Genomic DNA, 19,820 nt, shown 5'->3' with positions numbered 1-19,820 from the left:
AGTAATTTTCTGACAGATTACGCCAATCAACGCAGAAAATTACTTAACATTATAAGGCGAAAGCTAAGTAAACCGGCGCTATTTACGGGGCTGTCCCAAAAGTCGATGAAAGTAAATTTTTATACAAAACATATTTTGGCGTTGAAGAGACAAGATGAATATTTAACAACTATTTTTTCCTTAATTTCTATAAAAAACCGCTCTAACGATTTTAAAATGGTATTTTTTGGGCCTAAATTTTGACACTGGCTTGCCCGGTTTAAATTAAAAAAGATGTTAGCGCTATACTTATACATCTCGTTAACTAAACCGTACTCTTTCATCTGATTAAACATCTTTTTTAAATTATACGCTACTGCTATTATACCAAATTCTGTTTTTACTTTCTCTAATCCTCTTAATAAAAAGCCCCTTATTCCTAGATTATGCTTTATTTGTCCAAAAATTGTTTCTATCTCCGAACCTCGTTTGCTGATTAATCTTCTTCCTTCTTCCGTATTCAATCGAGAACGAACCTGCTTTTTATAATCATTAAGCATGACATTTACTCTAACAACACGTGCAGTCTGGCCCTTGTAGCACTTCTCTTTCAATACACAGCCTTCACAACTCTCACTACGGTAAATACGATGCTTTACTTTAAAACCCGTCGACGTAACACTTTCCTGTTCTCCAACATATTCTAAATACCGACCGGCAGGACATTCATAGCGATCTAATTCACTATCATACCGCATGTTATCTATCAAAAAAGGATTCTCTTTGTATGACTTCTTTTGCTCTTTGTAATAACTACTGTATTTGATATAAGCTTCTACACCTTCTGATTCCAAATATGCATAATTCTCCTCACTTCCATAGCCTGCATCGCCTATTACTCGATTTGGTTGCCTACCATAACAACGCTTGTATGACTCCATAAAGGGCTTTAATAATACGCTATCATTCGCGTTCTGATTTATCGTATAATTCACTATAAATTGATTCTCACTTCCTACCTGAACATTATAACTCGGAAGCAAATCCGTATTATTATGATGATCCCGCTTCTTACTCATAAAGGTAGCATCCGGGTCCGTCTGGCTATAGCTATTCCTACCATTTAGAAGCTTTCGTTGCTTTTCATATTTACGTTGGCGCGGTAAATAATCCTTCTCTATTTTATTTTTTGCTCTCTTTAATTCCTTATTGTCCGGTTCCTTTTTTAACCGCTCATTCAATATATCAACTATTTGTTCAATCTGATTAGAGCTTAAAGTAACATCCTCTCCTAATTCTCCTAAATCTTTATTACCGTATAAACGATTCTCTAAAGCATTCTCGCTATCTATCTTCTTTAGTAATTCCTTTAGCTTCTCTTGAAGTACTCTCTGGTAACGGTCTACATTCTTCTTCCAGACTGCCTTGTATTTATTCGCATTCGCCTGAAATTTGCTCCCGTCTATAAAAAGATCATTTAATCCTATATAGCCCAACTCCAATAATTGCTCAACTACATAGGTGAATACTTCCTCTATTTTTCCCTTCAATCGTGATGAACGAAAACGATTTATCGTCCTAAAATCCGGACGACTGTTCCCTGATAACCACATGAAATGAATATTCTCTCTTAAGGCCTTAGCTATCTGGCGCGAAGTAAATATCTTCTGCGTATAGGCATAAATGACTACTTTTAATAGCATCCGCGGATGATACGCGGCCCGACCGCCTCCTTTGTATTCTTTAATTAAAAAATCAATATCCATCTTGTCTATGATGGCATTGATAAACCGAACCATATGATTGGGTTCTATGAGCTCATCTAATGAAGGCGGAAGAATAGTAAGTTGGTTTTGATCGGTAGTTTTAAATGGGATTTTCCGACAACGTTTTGGCTTCATGGTTTTTATTTTAAATTTAATATTTTCAAACTATTAATGCAAGTTATTTTATGTGCTAAAGACAATAAATAGAACCAATTTAAATCTTGTTTTTATTCATGTTTTTTTGTTGAAATCTTTTACCTTTTCCATAATTTCGTATCACATTTACCAATAAAATTATATTTAAAAACCTGCATATTTATACATCTTGATTTACTTTTGGGACAGCCCCTGGGGGATGAGTTTTTAAAACAGCACAAAAATTTTCAAACGCTTTTCCATTAGATATTCCAGAGGAAGTGTTCTAAAAAAGGGACGCGCAAGCGTCCCTGTAAACAATTTAATCGTCTATTTGATTTCCCGTACTGTTTTGGCGCCTTTATCAGGAAAACAGCGTCAATAATTTGAATCCAAATCAAATGCCGAACGGCTATTTGACCAGTAAAATCTTCTGGAATTTTACGGCATTTTCCGTGCGGTATTTTACCAGATACATGCCGCTGGCGAATTGGGCTCCGTTGAAGGTTACCTGATTAAGTCCTGCACGTCTGATTCCCCGATAAATGGTGGCCAGCTTTTCTCCAGAGATATTGTAAAGTTCGATGGTTACCTTGCTGCTCTTTTTCAAGACAAAGCGCAGTCTGGTTTCGGGATTAAAAGGATTGGGATAATTGGGCAGCACGGTAAATTGATCGGCAATGGCCGTCAGGTCGTCATCGATGGCGCTGGTCCCGATCTCGGTAAATTCGTAAAAATCATTGGCCGCCAGGCCTTCATAAATATCAACCGACCCGGAACCGGCCCATTCAATAACCAGCGAATCGATCTCAAACGCATCGCCAAGCCCAAAGTGCAGGCGATAGCTGTTGTGGCTGCCGTGCCCGGTTTGCGAATTGACATCGCGCATTTGCCACACAGGCGTTCCGTTGATGGTTGCTTTTATTCGTACAATGGTGCCGATGGCGCTTTTATTAGCATTTACACCGATTAACTTGATTTCTACAAAACTATTGGAATTACCATTATTTACAAACAGGCGATTGGGGCCATCGCGACCGACCACAATATCCATATCGCCGTCCATGTCAAAATCGGACCAGGCGGCGCTGCGGGCAAAGCTGGCGCTATCGACCAGAATGGTATTTGTTTTTTTGGTGAACGTTCCGTCGCCGTTGTTCACATAAAGGCGGCTGCGATAACCCGCGGCGTAGCCGCCGTCGTTCCCCACAAAAAGGTCCAGATCGCCGTCGTTGTCAAAATCCGCCCAGGCGCTACAAATGGTTAAATCAACATCTGCCACGATATCGCCCACCGTGGCCGAATCCATCCGCGTCATAATTGGATTGCCATTGGCGTCCAGGCCGTCGTTGCGAAAGAGGATGTTCTTTTCCGGCACATCGGGCGTATCGCCTGCATTGCCGATAAACAGGTCCAGATCGCCGTCGTTGTCATAATCGCCCCAGCTTGCCGTTTCCGAAGTACGGCCGTCTGTTTCTCCGTTATTGATGAGTACATAATCTACAAAGTCGGTTCCTGTGTTAACCCACAAAACGGTTTTTTGCCCGATGGCCCCGGAAATGGTGACCAGGTCCAGATCGCCGTCGCCGTCGAAATCGGCCCAACTACCGCCGGCGCGGGCTGAAGTGCCATTAGAAAGATTATTGCTCTCTTCTGTAAATGTACTGTTTTGATTATTGGTGTACAAAGAGTGGTTCGTTCCGGTGCCGATAAAATTGGCGTTACTGACAAAGGCGTCTAAAAAGCCGTCGCCGTTCCAGTCTCCCCAGAAGCCTCCCACTTTACTACGTGATGACTCTTCATCGGTTAAGGTGGGCGCCGACGCCACGCTAAACGTTCCGTCGCCGTTGTTCAGGTAAAGAGAAACCTTAGAGTAATTGGTGGGAAACGATCCATGGGTAAACGGCTCAGAAACCAGCATATCGAGGTCGCCGTCGTTGTCAAAATCGCCCCAGGATACGCCGCCAGAGGTGAATTCATCGGTAACAATGGGCCCTGCCAGGGTATCTTCCGTAAAGGTGCCGTCGCCATTATTGCGGTATAGATGATTTTTCCACTGAAAGCCTTCTTCTCCGTTAGAAAAATACAGATCGTCGTCGCCGTCATTATCATAATCGCCCCAGGCCGAGGCGTGCGTAATAAAGGTACCCAATTCCTGCGGAAATTGAAAAGGATCGTTGGGATATTGCGCCCATACCGATGTAAAAAATAATACGAGGATAATTATTAAAGTATGAAATTTTATTGCGCCCATGGTTTCCCTTTCTGTTGTTTACGCCAAACTATCCTAAAAATTTAAACTGTTAAGAGTTGACCGCAAATTACTGTTTGAACAAAAAACGCATCGTGTTGTAAATCACAGGATTTACATTCACACAAAGTTAAAACCGTCCGGCGCTCACCTAACGCAAAGAATAAGAACGCAGTCCAAAGACATAAAACCATCCTGCAGGACGAAGACACAAACCATTTTGGGCACAGGTAAACAAAAAGGGATTGCTCAATTGTGTGTGGTTTAGCGGCCTCACAACATGAGAAGAATTGCTCGTCCCGGTAAATCGGGACGAAGCAACGACTCCTCACATCGTTTTTTATTCTATTTTCATCGAATCAACATCATCTTGCGCATTTTGACAAATTGGCTCGTTCGCATCACATAAAAGTAGATGCCGCTGGAAAGATGTCTGGCGTCAAATAATATCTTGTAGTAACCCGCTTTTTGTGTTTCATCAACCAACGTGCTTACCAACCGGCCGGTGATGTCATAAACTCTGATGCTTACATAATCGTTTTCAGCCAGTTGGTACGCAATGGTGGTTTGAGGATTAAATGGATTGGGATAATTAGCCTTTAAATCAAATTTATCCGGAGTACCTTTGCCCACGGCCGCCAGAGCGCTGGGCAATTCAACCGTCACCGTAATGGTATCCTGATCAAAGGCGCCGCTGTCGTCGGTCAACGTGGTGTAAACAAAATAGGTTCCCGTTGGGCCTAACGAACAAATTTCCAGCGTATCGGTGGCAGGGTTGTACGTGTAGCTCAAAGCGGTGGGATCGCTAACCGAAAACGACCACTGCAAAAGCGAATCCGGCGTATCCACATCTTGCTGATAGTTGGCCATATTCAGAGAAGTGCAGTCATTTGGATTCAAGATCAAATTTTGCGGCAAACCTACAATTTGCGGCGGGTCATTAACGGCGCGAACCGTAATGCGCACCATGGCCGTATCGAGTCCCCCGTTGCCATCGTCGATCTTGTACTGAAAACTATCGCTGCCAAAAAAATCCTGGTTTGCAACATACCTTAATGTGTCGCCAAGTTGTGTAACTGAACCGTTTTGCGGGCTGGTTAAAACGGACAATTGTAGCGGATCGCCGTCCGGGTCCGAATCGTTGTTCAAAACCGCTATTTTAACCGAATCGTCTTCGGCCAATGAGGAAGTATCGGCCATTGCCACAGGACGCTGGTTGGGTGTGATCAGGCTCAATGAATTCCAGGCGCTGACGCGGCCGGCGCCCATTTTGCCGATGTGCGTAGCCGGGAGATTGGCGTCAATATTCTCTGCGCCCTGGTAAAGATAATTTTCTACCTCTGTGGCCGTTAAGGAAGGTTGATAAGACCAGATTAAGGCAGCCACACTGGCGGCAATGGGCGTGGCCATGGATGTGCCGTCTAAAGAGGCATAGCCGCCGTTAAGAGAGGTGCTTAAAATATTTTCGCCCGGCGCTGAAATATCGATCCACGTTCCGTAATTGGTCCAGCTTGGCGCGCCGTCGTTGGCATTGGTGGCAGCAACAGAAATACAATCGTCGCGGCTGTTTAAATAGGCTTGTGACTCGTTTCCGTCATTGCCGGCGGCCACAAAGATCAGACGTATTTGCGGATCGGAGGCCGTAGGGCTGGTGGTGCCATACAAAAAGGTGTTGATGGCGTCTTTCAAAGCCGTCGTTTCAGAGGAGCCCCAGCTACACGACGCAATGTGCGCCCCGTTTTCGGCTGCGTAAATAAAAGCCTGTGCGGCAAAATCCATGGAAACCCGGCCCGAGGGAAAATCTTTCCAGCCAATACGCAGGGGCATTACTTTCACCCCATTGCCCGCGCCCTGGGCGTCTTCTCCCCAACCGCCGGCTGCCGAACAAACGCCAAGCGCATTATTGTTGATGGCGCCCACATTGCCCGCGCAATGCGTGCCGTGTCCTTCATGATCGCTGGGATCGTTATCTTCCTGATCGTAGTCATCGCCCAGGTCCAATAAATTTGGATTGCCGGTAACAAAGTCCCAGCCCACCCAGTCGTCTGCGTAGCCGTTGCCGTCTTCATCAACCGTGCTGTTTGTATCGGCTAACTCTGCAGTATTGATCCAGATATTGCCGTGAATCGTGTTCCGATTGGTGCGATCGGCCAGAGCCCCGGCCAGATCCGGATGCCACCATTCCACGCCGGTGTCCATCACCGCAACGATAATGGAGGTGTTTCCCGTTTCCATGTCCCAGGCTTCAAAAGCGTCAATGTCGGCATCGTTGCTCTGATTGATATGCCACTGATCGGTCAGACGCGTGTCATCAGGCGTTTTAAATACGGTATGAATGGGAATGGGCTCTGCCACCAATACATCGGCCAGACTGGCGTATTCACGACTGATCTGCTCTACATCGATCGGTGTTTCAAAATAGAATAATAGCCATTGTTGTAAATCTTTATTCCGTTCATTGATAAAATCCGCTTTTAATTTAAAAAAGTTTTTGACCAGCCGCACTTTGTATTGCTCATTGAGCGCATCGATGGACTGGATGCCGGTTTTTCCAATAGTAAATTGAACGGTTCGTAAATTGTAAAATGCTTTTTCATCTATTTTAACGGATATTACATTTTTTTTAAACCCCACAAACGAGCTGGCCTGCAGCGCGCCGGATACGATTAAAACGATACCAATTAAAATCTTAAAAAAACGGGACATACGATTCCTCCTTAGCTATAATTAAATAAATTTCTATGGAAGATATTTATCTTTAGAACACGCTTGTTTGATTTTTAGCACAAAAGCATCATCCATAATATTAAGTCTGAATAAAGGCCTGTTTTCTTTCTGCGTAACGTTCATACTTATGAGTCCCCTCTAAAAAGGTATTGTTATCGAATTTCATGTAAATGGGACTATTGTTTTTATTTAAATTACATACAATATATTCGTGTCCATTCGTGAAATTCGTGGTTTTTATACTGAACTCAATTATTTTTAACGATTTTTTCAGTTGGATAAATTCCAAATATTTTGTAATTTTTGTAAATAATCTGGATGCCAAAAGGAGGTATTTGCGGCCATGCTGAACTGGGATGCGCTGTTTGCGCCGCTGTTCATCTGTCTGGCTCGAATATCAGATGTGAGCATTGGAACGATTCGCATTATCATGATCGGCAGGGGCAATCGTTTACTGGCCAGCCTCCTCGGCTTTTTTGAAGTAATAATCTGGTTGCTGGCAATCGGTCAGGTCTTTAAAAATTTGGACAACGTGGCATCATACCTGGCCTATGGCCTGGGCTTTGCTCTGGGAAATTTTATCGGAATTTCCATTGAAAACAAACTGGCTCTTGGCTACCAGATTGTTCAGATTGTGACGGAAGATAATCTCAAGACGTTGAGCATGCTGTTGCGCGAAGAAGGTTTTAAGGTAACTCATCTTTATGCCAGCAACGAAAGGGAGCGCCTTGATTTTCTTTATTTAATTACGCCCAGAAAAAAAGTAAGTCAGGCCATGCAAATTGCCAGAGAGTTCGATCCAAACGCTTTAATTTCGGTTTCTGACGTACGAAGCGCCTATCCCCAACTGAGCCATTCGCGCGGCAGAAGATGGCGTGCCATTCTAAAGAAAAAATAGATGAAAGGTGGTATGAAACAAGTAGAAATCTTTACAGACGGCGCCTGTTCAGGCAATCCCGGCCCCGGTGGCTATGGAACGATTTTAAAATATCAACAACACACCAAAGAACTATCGGAAGGTTATTTCAAAACGACGAATAATCGCATGGAATTGATGGCTATCATAAAAGGGCTGGAGGCCTTAAAAGAGCCGTGCGAGGTGACGGTTTATTCCGATTCTCGCTACATTGTGGACGCCATCAATAAAGGCTGGCTGAAAAACTGGGTCAAGCGACGCTGGATTCGGGGCAAAAACGAACCCGTAAAAAATGTCGATTTATGGAAGCGACTTCTTAAACAGCTCGAAAAACATAAAGTGCAATTCATTTGGGTTAAAGGACATGCTGGCCACACCGAAAACGAACGATGCGATGAATTGGCGGTGAAGGCGGCATCCAGGCCCAAACTTAATGATCTCTAAGTCGAGCGCTGCCTCAGGGCGTAAAGTGGTTGAATGGTTGATTGGTTGAATAGTTAAATTTTCAACGAAATCTCTCATGCCTTACAGCGTTAAACAAAGACAGACCGCCTGCACTAGATGCTTGCACTGGATGCTTGCGCTGGTTGCCTGCACTGGATGCCTGCACTGGATGCGATCAACTTCCCCCTTTCCCAGATTTTTATTCTGGGAGAGGGAGAACGCAGGGGTGAGGGTAATTCAAACTACTTTTAACTTTTAACATTCTTTGCGAACTTTGGGACTTCTCTGTGCGCTGTACACTCTGCGTTTGCTTAAATCCCTGCGGAAATATTTTTAGTTGCGGCCATGCTGTACTACAATTAAAAATTATCACACGAAGTGGGAGGCTGTGCCCGGATTATCACGCGGAGCGGGAGGCTGTGCCCGAATTATTAAAAGTAGAGTACCGGTTTGCTTAGCTTTCGTCTTAAATGTTAAATAATTTTCTACGATGATTGGCGTAATCTGCGAGAAAATTACTTTGTACGCGTTGCGGTTGATTTTTGGTTACGGCTTGTCTGCGCTCCCTTTTAATTCCCGTTAAAATCCATGCTGTTTAAAATGACAAGCAGCTCTTCTAATTTAAAAGGTTTTCTAAGACAGGCCTTAAATCCATATTTTTCAAATTGGGCCATTACCGGGTCATTGGAATAGCCGCTGGAGACCACCACCCGGGCATCCGGATCTACTTCCAACAACTTTTTAATCGCTTCTTTTCCTCCCATTCCTCCGGGAATGGTCAAATCCATGACCACCAGGTCGATCTTCCGCTCGTTTTCTTTGAAACTTTTGTACAAATTAATGGCCTCGCTCCCGTCTCTTGCCTGAATCACAACAAAGCCAAGCTGATCGAACAAATTCGCTGCCAGATCGCGCACCATCTCTTCGTCGTCCATAATTAAAACCACCGGTCGCTGATTGCCGAATTTAAATTTAGAAAACTTAAGTTTTTCTGCGACTTTTTCTTTCCGTTTGGTCGTCGCCGGTAAGTAGATTGTAAATTCCGTTCCAACTCCGACTTCGGATTGCACTTCAATATGCCCTTTGTGTTTTTTAACGATAGAAAAGGCGGTGGTCAATCCCAGCCCGCTGCCGCTCTGTTTGGTAGAAAAGAAAGGATCGAAGATTTTGGAAAGGTATTTGGGCGGAATCCCCACGCCCTGATCTTTAATAGTAATCTTAATATATTTACCCGCTTCCAGAGGCAGTTTGCCCGGCGTCTTTAATTCCATATTTTTGAGTTTCAGATAGATGGTTCCACCGTTCGGCATGGCCTGATTGGCATTAATGATCAGGTTTTGGATTACCTGATTGATCTGGCCCTGATCTACTTCGGCGTGCCACAGGTCCGAATCACTTTCCAACACAAAATCGACATTCGCGCCGCTCAGGACAAACTCAGCGGAATCCTGTACCAGTTCTCGAATATCGGTCGTTTTTTTAATGGGCAACCCGCCTTTTGAAAAGGTCAATAGTTGCTGTGTTAATTCCTGCGCCTTTTCAGCCGCTTTTTCCGCGCTTTGAATGCGGCTGATTAATCGTTTATCCTCTTCATTCATCCGCATTCTTAACAAAGATAAATTGCCCATAATAGCGGTTAAAAAATTGTTAAAATCATGGGCAATGCCGCCAGCCAGCACGCCGATGGACTCCAATTTTTGATTTTTCAAAAGCTCTGCTTCCATCCGCCGTTTGGCCGTAACATCCCGAAAGGCAATAACCACGCCAATGATATTGCTGTGTTTGTCAAAGATGGGCGCAGCAGAATACTCAATCAAAACCTTTTTCTTGCCACGGCTCTTTAAAAATCCGCTGCCCTCGATTTGATTCGCGCCATTTGATTCAATGAGAGTAGAGACCGGATTGGGCAAAGGCTCGTTGGTGTTTTCATTAAATATTTTAAACAGATCGGGGAAATAAGCGCCGATATATTTTTTTTCTTCAAAATTATCAGGACCCAATATGTTTAAGGCGCGTTTATTGCAGATAATAATTCGTTGCTCCCTATCGGTTGCAATAACGCCGTCTCCGATGGCCGACAACGTTGCATCTAACCTTTCCTTTTCCTCTAACAAAGCCTCCTCTGCTCTTTTACGTTCCGTCACATCGAACACGGTTCCAAGCCCCGCCTCTTTTCCCAGGTAGGTTATGGCTCTGGCTGAAAAATCAACCCAGCGTTCCTGGCCGTCTTTTCTGATAATTTTAAATTCATAGCGATCGGGAACTTTCTCTCCCTTTAACCGCTTGCGCGCGCGCTCGGCAACAATAGCTTTAAAGTCTGGATGAACGATCTCAAAAATGGGTTTGTCCAGTAATTCTTCTTTTTTGTAACCGGTAATTTTTTCAGTGGCAGGATTTACGTAGATAAATTTGTAATCCTGATAAATAAAAATAGCAGAGGGCGAAATTTCCGTCAAGGTTCTGAATTTCGATTCACTTTCGCTTAAAGCTTTATTAATGGTTTCAACGCGTTCTTTTTGCTGCAGTAACTCTTGTGTGCGTTCGTTAACTTTTTGTTCAAGATAGGCTTGAATCTGCTTATTTTTTTTATCGCGATAATAAATGGTTCCCACAACCACAGAAAATATGAACAGGCTGGCCATAAAAAGGAACCACCATGTTTTGTAAAAAGGCGGAGAGATAGTAAAACTCAGTGTGGCAGGCTCAGACCAGTTTACGCCATCGATCGATGCCCGCACTTCAAACACATATTCCCCCGGCGGAATGTAGGAATAGGTTACCGAACGGCTATCGGTTGGTTTGGACCATTCTCTGTCAAAGCCGCGCAAACGATATTGGAATTTTAGCCATTCCGGCACTTTAAAAAATATGCCGGTATAAACAAAGGTAAGATGATTTTTATTATGCGACAGCCGGCTATCCTCTGGCCATTCCGCATGCTGGGAAAAAATCTTCACATCATACAATTCCACATTGGGCGATAGCATATAATCTTGCAAGGATGCCGGATTAACACGAATAACCCCATCAATGGTTCCAAACCATAGCGAGCTGTCGGGGGCTATAAAAACAGCACGCTCATTGGCCTCAGTTACATCAAAGCCCGTATTCAGGCCAATATCATACTTGCCGCCGCTCTTTAAATCGATGCACACAATACCACGATTGGTACCAACCCATAATTGATTTTTCCAGAAGCTCAAAGAATAAAGTGAATTCTGCCTTAAACCGAAGCGCTCCGTCAAAACTTCAACTTTTTCTCCGTCAAAAACGACCACTTCGTCGCTATCGCTGATTAACCACAACCTGCCGTCCGGTCCTCGCGTAATGGAATTGACTCCATGGATCGGAAAACCGGTTTCACTCGAAAATAATTTGAATGTGCTGCCATCATATTGAATAAGGCCGGCATCAAATGTTCCGATCCACATATTCCCAACGCCATCATTATAAAGGACGGCTATACTATCGCTCAATATCTTATTGTCGCTGCGCGTCAGTCGTTTAAACGTTTTGCTTTTGGAGTCATAAATCAGCAAGCCAAAAAACTCAAAACCAAACCAATATTTATCCTCGTCATCTTTGCTAATGCAATAAACAAAGCGGGGATCAATATCTTCTGGAATCTTGAAGCGTCTAAAACGGCGCTGTTGTGAATCATAATGAAAAATGCCGCTTCCATACGAAATGATCCAGAAATCACCGTTTTTTTCCGCTAAAATCTGCATCACGCTGTTTAACTTAACGCCGTCAATCTCTTTAACCAGATTTATTTTGCCGGTGCGCATATCCATACTGGCCAGTCCGTTTTCCAGACCGAACCAATATCTTTTTCCATCTCCCCAGATAGACCACACAATGTTTTCCGGCATGTTTTTTCCGCTAATCCGGTAGGTTTGTAATAATGACTTTCTGAGCAGGTCAACGCCTTTTCCGTTTAAGCCGAGCCAGACATTGCCTTCCCTATCCACAAATATCTTAAAAATATCTATGGTGGTTAACTTTTCTTGTGAGTTAAAATGGCTAATCCGGTATTGGTTCTGGTTTAACTCCTGAACCTCCAGGTAGGAAATCCCTTTTACATTATAGGTTAACCACATGCCGCCTTTCGGATCCAGCGCAATGCCCCAGATATTATTTTCGATCAGTCCATCTTTCTTGGTGATTTTGTTAAAGCTGCCATCCGGATTAAGATAAAATAATCCTTCATCCAGGATGCTAAACCAGACGCGCCCGTCGCGGTCTTTAACCAGATCGACAATATACGGATTTTTTAAGCCGAATACGCCCAGGGAGTCGCATTTTTGAGGGATGGAGTCCCGGCAGTTGATGGCCGAAAGGCCCCGGGCCGTGGCCACCCACAGTGTAGAATCATTGTACTGGATCATTTTATAAACATAGGAACTGAGCAGCCCCATTTTGCGAGATAGGGGATAGAACTTTCCGTCCTGCAAAAAGAAAAGCCCTTTCCCCACGGTTAGTATCCACAACCTTCCGGTTACATCTTCAAACAGGCTAATGATTTGTAATTTATTCTGCGGCTTATTATCGATTTTGATCTGGTAGGTTTGTATTTCAAACGTTTTGGGATTAATTTTTGAAAGTTTGCCTTTTTGATGTCCAAACCACAAAAAGCCGTCACGATCTAATAAAGCGGAGGTGGTGAAATTATCGGCAATGCCCTGCCGCTTTGTAAACGAAATGAAGTCATGTCCGTCAAAACGGGAAATGCCCCCTGCAGTTGCAAACCAGATAAAGCCATCATTATCCTGGACAATATCAAAAACCTGCGACTGAACCAGGCCTTGTTGGACATTGTAATTGATAACATCCATCTGTGCGGCCGGCAAATATCCAATAAATGCCAAACAGGCTAAAAGGATAATTTTTTTCATTTAATTAACGATCCATATTAATTATGATTAAACCTTATTTTTTATCTTCGATGAAACCATCAAAACCTTGAATTGTTTTATTGATTCATACTAAACTTTGGCTACAAGTCTTCATAAATTCCGATAAGGCGCTCATACCAACCAACGTTTTTGTTGATGGTTGAATGAGAATAAGCCGTATTTTTTCCTTTACTGGTAATTGCAACTGCTTTAAGCCCTCTTCCGTGCTTTTATTTAGAAAAAATTCGCTTACAGAGATACTCAATTCCTCCAGGTGACGGATTATCCTGGCGCTTTCGGCAATTGAGACCGAATCGGCATTGGCGACTACCGCAATTCTACAAGTTTCCCCATTCTGAAATTGTTGCGTTATTTCCCGATATTGTTCGAGCTGCTCTTCGAGATTTTTTTTAATCGAATCGGTTTCAACTTCTTTTTTGCCAAATTTAACTCCGGAGATGATTTGTTTTTTCTCCAGGATTTGCCTGCGTAATTCCCTGAGCTGCTTTAGCCAGATAATAGAGACAAAAGGCAGGCTAAAGAACTTTAAGGCCAGGGCGGTCGGCGGCATGTCGAAAAGCAGGACATCTTCCCTGGCACGCTTCAGGTAGCGCTGGTAGGCCAGCAAAAGACCGTATTCCTCCATGCCCGGCGCGTATTTTAATATGTTGAAATGGTGTTCAAGATTTAACGCCGTAAGGTAGCGATAATTTTTCTTTAGTAATGCTTCGCTCTGGCTAACGTATTCCTTTATAAACCGGTCAATATCAGGCTCGTCAATGATTAAATCTTTAGGGATTTTATCCGCATCCGGACCAAGGATATCGCTAAGATTATGCGCCTGATCGAGGGAAACCAACCGCACCGTTTTCCCTTGTGCATTAAAGGCCAGCGCCTTTAAAAGAGCGACGGTCGATTTACCCACGCCGCCTTTCCCCAGGATGAAATAATGCATCATGGTTTAACCCACATCCAGCGTTGAAAATAATTGTGAAAGCGGAGCATGGGCTAACTCCACTCGCTCTAACAATAGCAGCAGTTCTTCTTCCATTTCGGGCAGCAGTTTCAGGGTGATGGGCAAAGGCACAGCCGGCACGCCAATCCAGAAACCCGCCGTCATTAAAGCAAAAAGATGTTCCATTTCCGCCACCTCCCATTCCAGAGTGGCAGTGGCTTTAGAACGAAAAAACGCATCCCACAGGCGATATTGTTTTTTTAAGCGATTGATTAAAAAACAGACACACTGTTTAATGTTCAATTTGCACATCCACCCCTTTTTGGTTATCGGAAAAGAATTTAATCAATCCTTCGACTGCAATCCACAAAACTAATAAAATAATAATGCCGTTAATGGAAAGCAGTAAAATTTTTTGCGCAGAAACAAAATTTAATTGATTCAGAATGCTGGCCCACAAGGTCATTCCTGCCATAAAAAGAGCCGGCAGTCCAGAAACCATCCACTTCAGCCCGCCTCTGCCGCGCAGGTAAAGGGTAATGACGATGAGAGCCAGGGCCGCCAACGTCTGATTCACGGCTCCGAACATGGGCCACAGGGTCAAAGCGCCCTTGCCATCTGCGCCAGAAGCAAAAGCCAGAAGACCGGCCGAGATCACGGCAAAGGCCGTTGCCGGGTGTCTTTTGGTGAGAACAGGCAGGTTAATATTCGAGGCCAGTTCGCTTATGATGTAACGTTGAATGCGCGTTGCGGTATCCAGAGTGGTTCCGGCAAACGAGGCCACAAAAACGCCCATAATAACCACGGCAATACTCTGCGGAATTCCAAGGCTGGAAAGAAAATTGGCGGCGCCCGTTACAAAGGCAGCGATCTTTGAACCGAGTCCCGCAGCGGCGGTCCATGAGGCGTAGTGCGTTGACCAGGCTTCCAAACCAAACAACGTTTTACCGCCGCTGTGGTAACCAAGACCAATACCCGCGGCCACCGCGGCAATAACCAGCGTAGCCAGCGCCCCTTCGGTTAACATAGAGCCATAGCCCACAAACAGCGCATCCGGTTCGCTTTTTACCTGTTTGGATGAGGTTCCCGAGGCCACCAGAGAATGAAATCCGCTGATGGCGCCGCAGGCAATGGTAATGAATAAAAAGGGCCACATGGAAGGCGCCTCGGCCGGATGCATCTGTACGGCGGGGGCCACCAGCTCAAGACGACCGCTAACGGCGGCGGCCAGGATGCCCATGGTCATCAAAAACATGGCAATCAACAGCTGATAGGCGTTGATAAAATCACGAGGCTGAAGTAAGGTGGTAACCGGCAGTACCGAAGCCCAGAAAGCATAAATCAATAAAATAATCGTCCACACGCCGGTGGGCGGAATCCCTGCCACGGTCGGCATCTTAATCGGAAAATAGCTCCCCAGCACCATGGTGCCGTAAAGCAACAGAACCGCAATAACCGACCAGAGGATAATGTTCCCCTTGCGCCTGTAAATGACGTAGCCCAGGGCAATGGAAATGGGAATTTGCAGCCAAACGGGCAGTACAGACGAAGGGAAGATGTTAAAAATGATGGCGATCACCAGCCCGAAAATAGCGATGACAATCCACAAAGCCAGAAAAACGATCAAAAAGAAAAAGAAACGCGTTCGGCTGTTGATGTAGCGTGCGGTAAATTCGGAGATGGACTTGCCCTTATTGCGCATGGAAATAACCAGCGCGCCAAAGTCATGAACGGCGCCCATCATAATGGAACCTAAAAACACCCAGAGTAAAGCCGGCACCCAGCCCCAGATGACGGCGATCGCCGGGCCGACAATGGGCCCGGTTCCGGCGATCGAGGTAAAATGATGGCCGAAGATGATCTCTTTTTTGGTGGGAACGTAATCGATCCCATCTTCAAATTCCTTAGAAGGCACCACAGCGTCATCCGTAAGCTTAAAGATGACCCTGGCCAGATATTTTCCATACAGCCGGTACATCAGGATGTAGCCGAAAAAAGTCAGCAAAACCATTAAAAGCACGCTCATGGACCCGCCTCCCGGATAAATGTCTGTTAAAAATCAAATTAATTGGTTAATTTATGAAATCATCACAAAAATGTAAAATTTGTTCAGGATTGTACTAAACTAACAAACAGGAGACAGCCGACGCTGATGGCGCAATAAACTCAAGTCTGTAAAAAATTGGTCCGGGCGTTCAGGTGATCGATCGTTTGCCCGTCGAATGTCAAATAACCTTTCATTAAATGAGCGGTTAAACAGGAATGCACGGGCAGGATTCCCACCAGGTCGCCCACCGCAATTTTTTGCATGCTCTCTTTATCCACGTTTAAAATACCATGTTCCTGAGAAAGCCCCGTTAGCGGTTGTATTTTCGAAGGAATCTCCCAGCCGTCCTCCTTAAGCTCCACCATCACGCCATAACAGATTCTGCCGTCTTGTAAAATCAGGCGCTCTTTTGAAAGATGAATGGCGCCCCCATACAGCACCAATTCGCCCCGTTGTTCGTGTTTGGCCACAACCGGACAGGCCAAAGCCACGGCCACCTGATCCAGAGTGCAGGAACCGAGCTGCCACTGCATCACGTCGTAAAACACAAAATTGCCCGGCCGAATTTCGTCCACGCTGCTAAAATCATCCACCAGACTGCAGGAAGGCGTATCGCCGATGGATACGATTAAATGGGGGAAACGCGCCCTGTACTTTTCTTTTAGAGCAGACAGCTGGCGGACAGCGTCTGTATGAATATCTTTTATTTCGGCAACAGATTTCGCCCGGTAGGTGTGACCGGAGTGCGTCAAAAAGCCGCTAAAACTTAACAGCGGAGACTTTTGCACTACATCCAGAATGCGATCCACCTCATCGGTCGCCGCCGGCTCCAGGCCGGTACGATGTAAACCGGTGTCTATTTTGATGAACAAATTGACTTTCGAATTGAGCTTCGCGGCCAGAAAATCGGTTACCTGGCTCGATTCAACCAGCAGGTTTAATTGAATCCGGCCAGCAAGGCGATTAATGGCATCCATTTCCCGAACGTTAACCGGAAACGCAACCGTAATATCCTGCCATCCGGCCCGGGCAAAATACTCAGCCATACTCAAAGAAGAAACGGTAATCGATCGCACACCCAAATCGTTAAACCACCTTCCGATTTCCACAGACTGGTGTGTTTTAAAATGGGGTCTAAAGCGGAGGCCATGATCGGCTGCTTTTTTAACCATTTTTTCAATATTGTTTAAACACTTGCGTCGGTCGAGCAAAAGCGTCGGCCGCTTGATGCTGTTTAAAACATTCATTTTCCCCGTCCTGGTTTTAAAACGCCATTCAAATCTCGGCAAAGGATGACTGCACTCACCCGATTATTCTGGCCGTCGTTTTTATTTAACTTACAGATTTTCCACAATAAAATCGGTCATCATTTTGTACAGATGGTAATGCGCGCCAGCTCCCTGCAGACTGTGATTTAATCCGGGATAGATCATTAATCGAAATTGTTTGCCCTGTAGCTGCAATTGTTTAATCACCTGCATGGTGTTTTGCATGTGCACATTGTCGTCCGAGGCGCCATGTACGATAAGCAACCCGCCTTTGTAGCGATCAACATAGGTCAAGACCGACGTGGAATCATAGCCGGCCTGATTGGTTTGAGGCAATCCCATGTAGCGCTCAGTCCAGATGGTGTCGTACAGTCGGAAATCTGCCACCGGCGCCACGGCAATGCCCGCTTTAAAGTATTCGGCGCCTTTGGTCATGCACATCAACGTTAAATAACCGCCGCCGCTCCAACCCCAAATGCCAATGCGGCTTTCATCCACGTACGGGAGTTTTGCTAAATACTTTGCGGCTTCGATGTGATCTTTTAAGGCATATTTTCCGATGTCGCCATAGGCCAGATTTTTAAACGCCTTGCCTCTGCCGCCGGTACCGCGATTATCCACCGTAAAAATAATATAGCCTTTTTGAGTTAGCAGAGTGTACCATAAAATATTACGTCCCCAGGCATTACGCACCAGTTGCGAGCCCGGCCCGCCGTAGCCGTAAATCAAAACCGGGTATTTTTTTTGCGGATCAAAATCCACCGGTTTAATGATCCGGGCGTTGAGCGACACGCCATCGCTGGTTTCGAACGTCAAAAATTCCGGAAAGGCCAGTTGCACATCCTCAAAAATGTCCAGCTTATTTTCGAGCAAAGCGCGCACCGCCTTACCGTCAGCCGTCTTTAAAACCTGAACGGGCGGTTGGTGTGCGGAAGAATAGGTGTCAATAAAGTACTTCCAGTCTGGCGAAAACAGAGCGCGATGCGTTCCGCTTTCATTGTCTAATTGTTTCATATTTGAACCGTCTAAATCGATCGAAAAGATATGGTTTTCGATCGTATTGCCCTTATTAGCCGTAAAATAAACGCTCCCTTTTTGCTCATCAACGCCCAGCACGCGGGTTACTTCCCATGGCCCGCTCGTCAATTGCTTTATTAAACGGCCGTTTAAATCATACAGGTAAATGTGTCGGTAGCCATCGCGTTCCGAAGTCCAGATAAATTGTTTTCTGGTTTTTAGAAACTGCAAATCGTTGCGCACATCCACCCAGCAGGAATCTTCGTCCGTCAAAACCACCTTCGTTCGGCCGTCGGCTACATCTGCCAGTAAAAGTTCCAGATGATTTTGCAAGCGATTCAAGCGTTGAATAGCCAGAGTTTGCGGATCGCTGGTCCACAAAATGCGCGGAATGTAGATATCCGTTTCCTGTCCGAGGTCCATCCAGACGGTCTTTTCATTTTCTAAATGGTACACGCCGATTTTTACGATGGCGTTAGCATCGCCTGCTTTAGGATAGTGGATGGTTCTAACCGAGCCGTACTTACCGTCGAATTCAGTCCAGCTAAAAGTTGGCTCATTGCTCTGATCAATGCGCCAGAAGGCGATCTTTCTGGAATCCGGCGCCCAGCGCCAACCATCCGACTGGCCGAATTCTTCCTCGTACACCCAATCGAATTTGCCATTGAGAATCACCTGCGATCCATCGTGGGTGATTTGCCTGATCGTATTGTCTTTCAGATTTTGAACATAAATATTGTTCTCAAAAACAAAACCAACCCACTGGCCATCCGGCGAAAGTTTTGCATGCCGCACACGCGTGGAATCATTAAAAACGGCTTTGATTTGTTTTTTCCGCAGGTCATAAACCAGAAAACGGGCTTCATCATAGCGGCGCCACACACGCTTTGCATCGGTTTTAAAAAGGATTTTTTGACCGTCTTTTGAAAGCCGATAGCTAAAAAGTTTAAGCGCTTTGCCTGTGTGCGGGTCCACAATGTCTTCCAATTCAAGCCAGACGCTTTCTTCGCCGGTCTCAACCTCATGTTTGACGATGCGGTTTTCTTCTTTTTGCGTAAACAGCAAGGCCCTGCTATCTGGCAGCCAATGGACGCCGCTTAAAGATTTTAATGCGTACTGCCGCGACTTGAATATATCCTCAACGGTCAGGGCTTTTTGTTGGGCATGTAAAAGCTGTAAACTAAAAAAAGAAAGCAGGACAAGCGCTTTAAAGATCAGCTTCATGACGATTACCTCATTTTTTAATGAACGAAATTTAATTTTAGAAAAAATAGCAAATAAATCAAACATATATCCTTAAAAACGCGCTACAGCCATTTCACCTAAGTAAAAAGATGGGCGTTTAATCTTGTTTGCTATCGCTTTTCTCCATTAGCGTCTAATATTTCTGGTAATTGCCTCAAAGTTTTCCTAAATTACT

Annotated in this window: 11 protein-coding genes; 2 read left to right on the top strand and 9 right to left on the bottom strand. The window is 44.8% G+C overall.

Features of this window, described 5'->3' with window-relative positions; genetic code table 11:
* Nucleotides 1–119: 119 nt before the first annotated feature.
* The 3 genes from Cabys_RS08195 to Cabys_RS08185 all read right to left on the bottom strand — a co-directional run bounded on the left by Cabys_RS08195 (nucleotide 120) and on the right by Cabys_RS08185 (nucleotide 6,837).
* A complete protein-coding gene (locus Cabys_RS08195) occupies nucleotides 120–1,880 on the bottom strand; it encodes an IS1182 family transposase (RefSeq protein WP_006927882.1) in 1,761 nt (586 codons plus the stop codon).
* Between the two features lie 412 nt (nucleotides 1,881–2,292).
* The gene (locus Cabys_RS08190) at nucleotides 2,293–4,134 is read right to left on the bottom strand and encodes an FG-GAP-like repeat-containing protein (protein ID WP_006929864.1); all 1,842 of its coding nucleotides are present in this window, start codon (nucleotides 4,132–4,134) and stop codon (nucleotides 2,293–2,295) included.
* A gap of 348 nt (nucleotides 4,135–4,482) precedes the next feature.
* Nucleotides 4,483–6,837 carry a S8 family serine peptidase gene (locus tag Cabys_RS08185; protein ID WP_006929863.1) on the bottom strand — a complete coding sequence of 785 codons (2,355 nt, stop codon included), beginning with the start codon at nucleotides 6,835–6,837 and terminating at the stop codon, nucleotides 4,483–4,485.
* Between the two features lie 364 nt (nucleotides 6,838–7,201).
* Here Cabys_RS08185 and Cabys_RS08180 point away from each other — a divergent pair, with 364 nt between their 5' ends.
* On the top strand, nucleotides 7,202–7,756 hold the full coding sequence (locus Cabys_RS08180; RefSeq protein ID WP_006929862.1) for a DUF2179 domain-containing protein: 555 nt from the start codon (nucleotides 7,202–7,204) through the stop codon (nucleotides 7,754–7,756).
* A 12-nt stretch (nucleotides 7,757–7,768) separates the two neighbouring features.
* The gene (gene rnhA, locus Cabys_RS08175) at nucleotides 7,769–8,218 is read left to right on the top strand and encodes a ribonuclease HI (protein ID WP_006929861.1); all 450 of its coding nucleotides are present in this window, start codon (nucleotides 7,769–7,771) and stop codon (nucleotides 8,216–8,218) included.
* 569 nt (nucleotides 8,219–8,787) lie between these two features.
* Here the strand turns inward: rnhA and Cabys_RS19625 are convergent.
* From Cabys_RS19625 to Cabys_RS08135, 6 genes are all read right to left on the bottom strand, one after another.
* Nucleotides 8,788–13,086: a PAS domain S-box protein gene (locus Cabys_RS19625; RefSeq protein ID WP_169833701.1), complete on the bottom strand. Its 4,299-nt coding sequence runs from the start codon at nucleotides 13,084–13,086 to the stop codon at nucleotides 8,788–8,790.
* A gap of 112 nt (nucleotides 13,087–13,198) precedes the next feature.
* Nucleotides 13,199–14,071, bottom strand: coding sequence for an ArsA family ATPase (locus tag Cabys_RS08155; RefSeq protein WP_006929859.1), 873 nt, complete (start codon nucleotides 14,069–14,071; stop codon nucleotides 13,199–13,201).
* A 3-nt stretch (nucleotides 14,072–14,074) separates the two neighbouring features.
* A complete protein-coding gene (locus tag Cabys_RS08150) occupies nucleotides 14,075–14,371 on the bottom strand; it encodes a DUF7990 family protein (protein ID WP_217183939.1) in 297 nt (98 codons plus the stop codon).
* Complete coding sequence (locus Cabys_RS08145) at nucleotides 14,361–16,094, bottom strand: carbon starvation CstA family protein (protein WP_006929857.1); 1,734 nt, start codon at nucleotides 16,092–16,094, stop codon at nucleotides 14,361–14,363. Before Cabys_RS08145 ends, Cabys_RS08150 begins: the two co-directional genes overlap by 11 nt.
* Before the next feature lie 140 nt (nucleotides 16,095–16,234).
* Nucleotides 16,235–17,362, bottom strand: coding sequence for an alanine racemase (locus Cabys_RS08140; RefSeq protein WP_006929853.1), 1,128 nt, complete (start codon nucleotides 17,360–17,362; stop codon nucleotides 16,235–16,237).
* A gap of 90 nt (nucleotides 17,363–17,452) precedes the next feature.
* Nucleotides 17,453–19,624, bottom strand: a complete 2,172-nt coding sequence (locus Cabys_RS08135) for a S9 family peptidase (RefSeq protein ID WP_006929851.1) — start codon at nucleotides 19,622–19,624, stop codon at nucleotides 17,453–17,455.
* Nucleotides 19,625–19,820 lie beyond the last annotated feature (196 nt).

This window comes from Caldithrix abyssi DSM 13497, from assembly GCF_001886815.1.
Taxonomy (GTDB): Bacteria; Calditrichota; Calditrichia; order Calditrichales; family Calditrichaceae; genus Caldithrix; species Caldithrix abyssi.
This window is presented reverse-complemented; position numbering and strand designations above follow the sequence as displayed.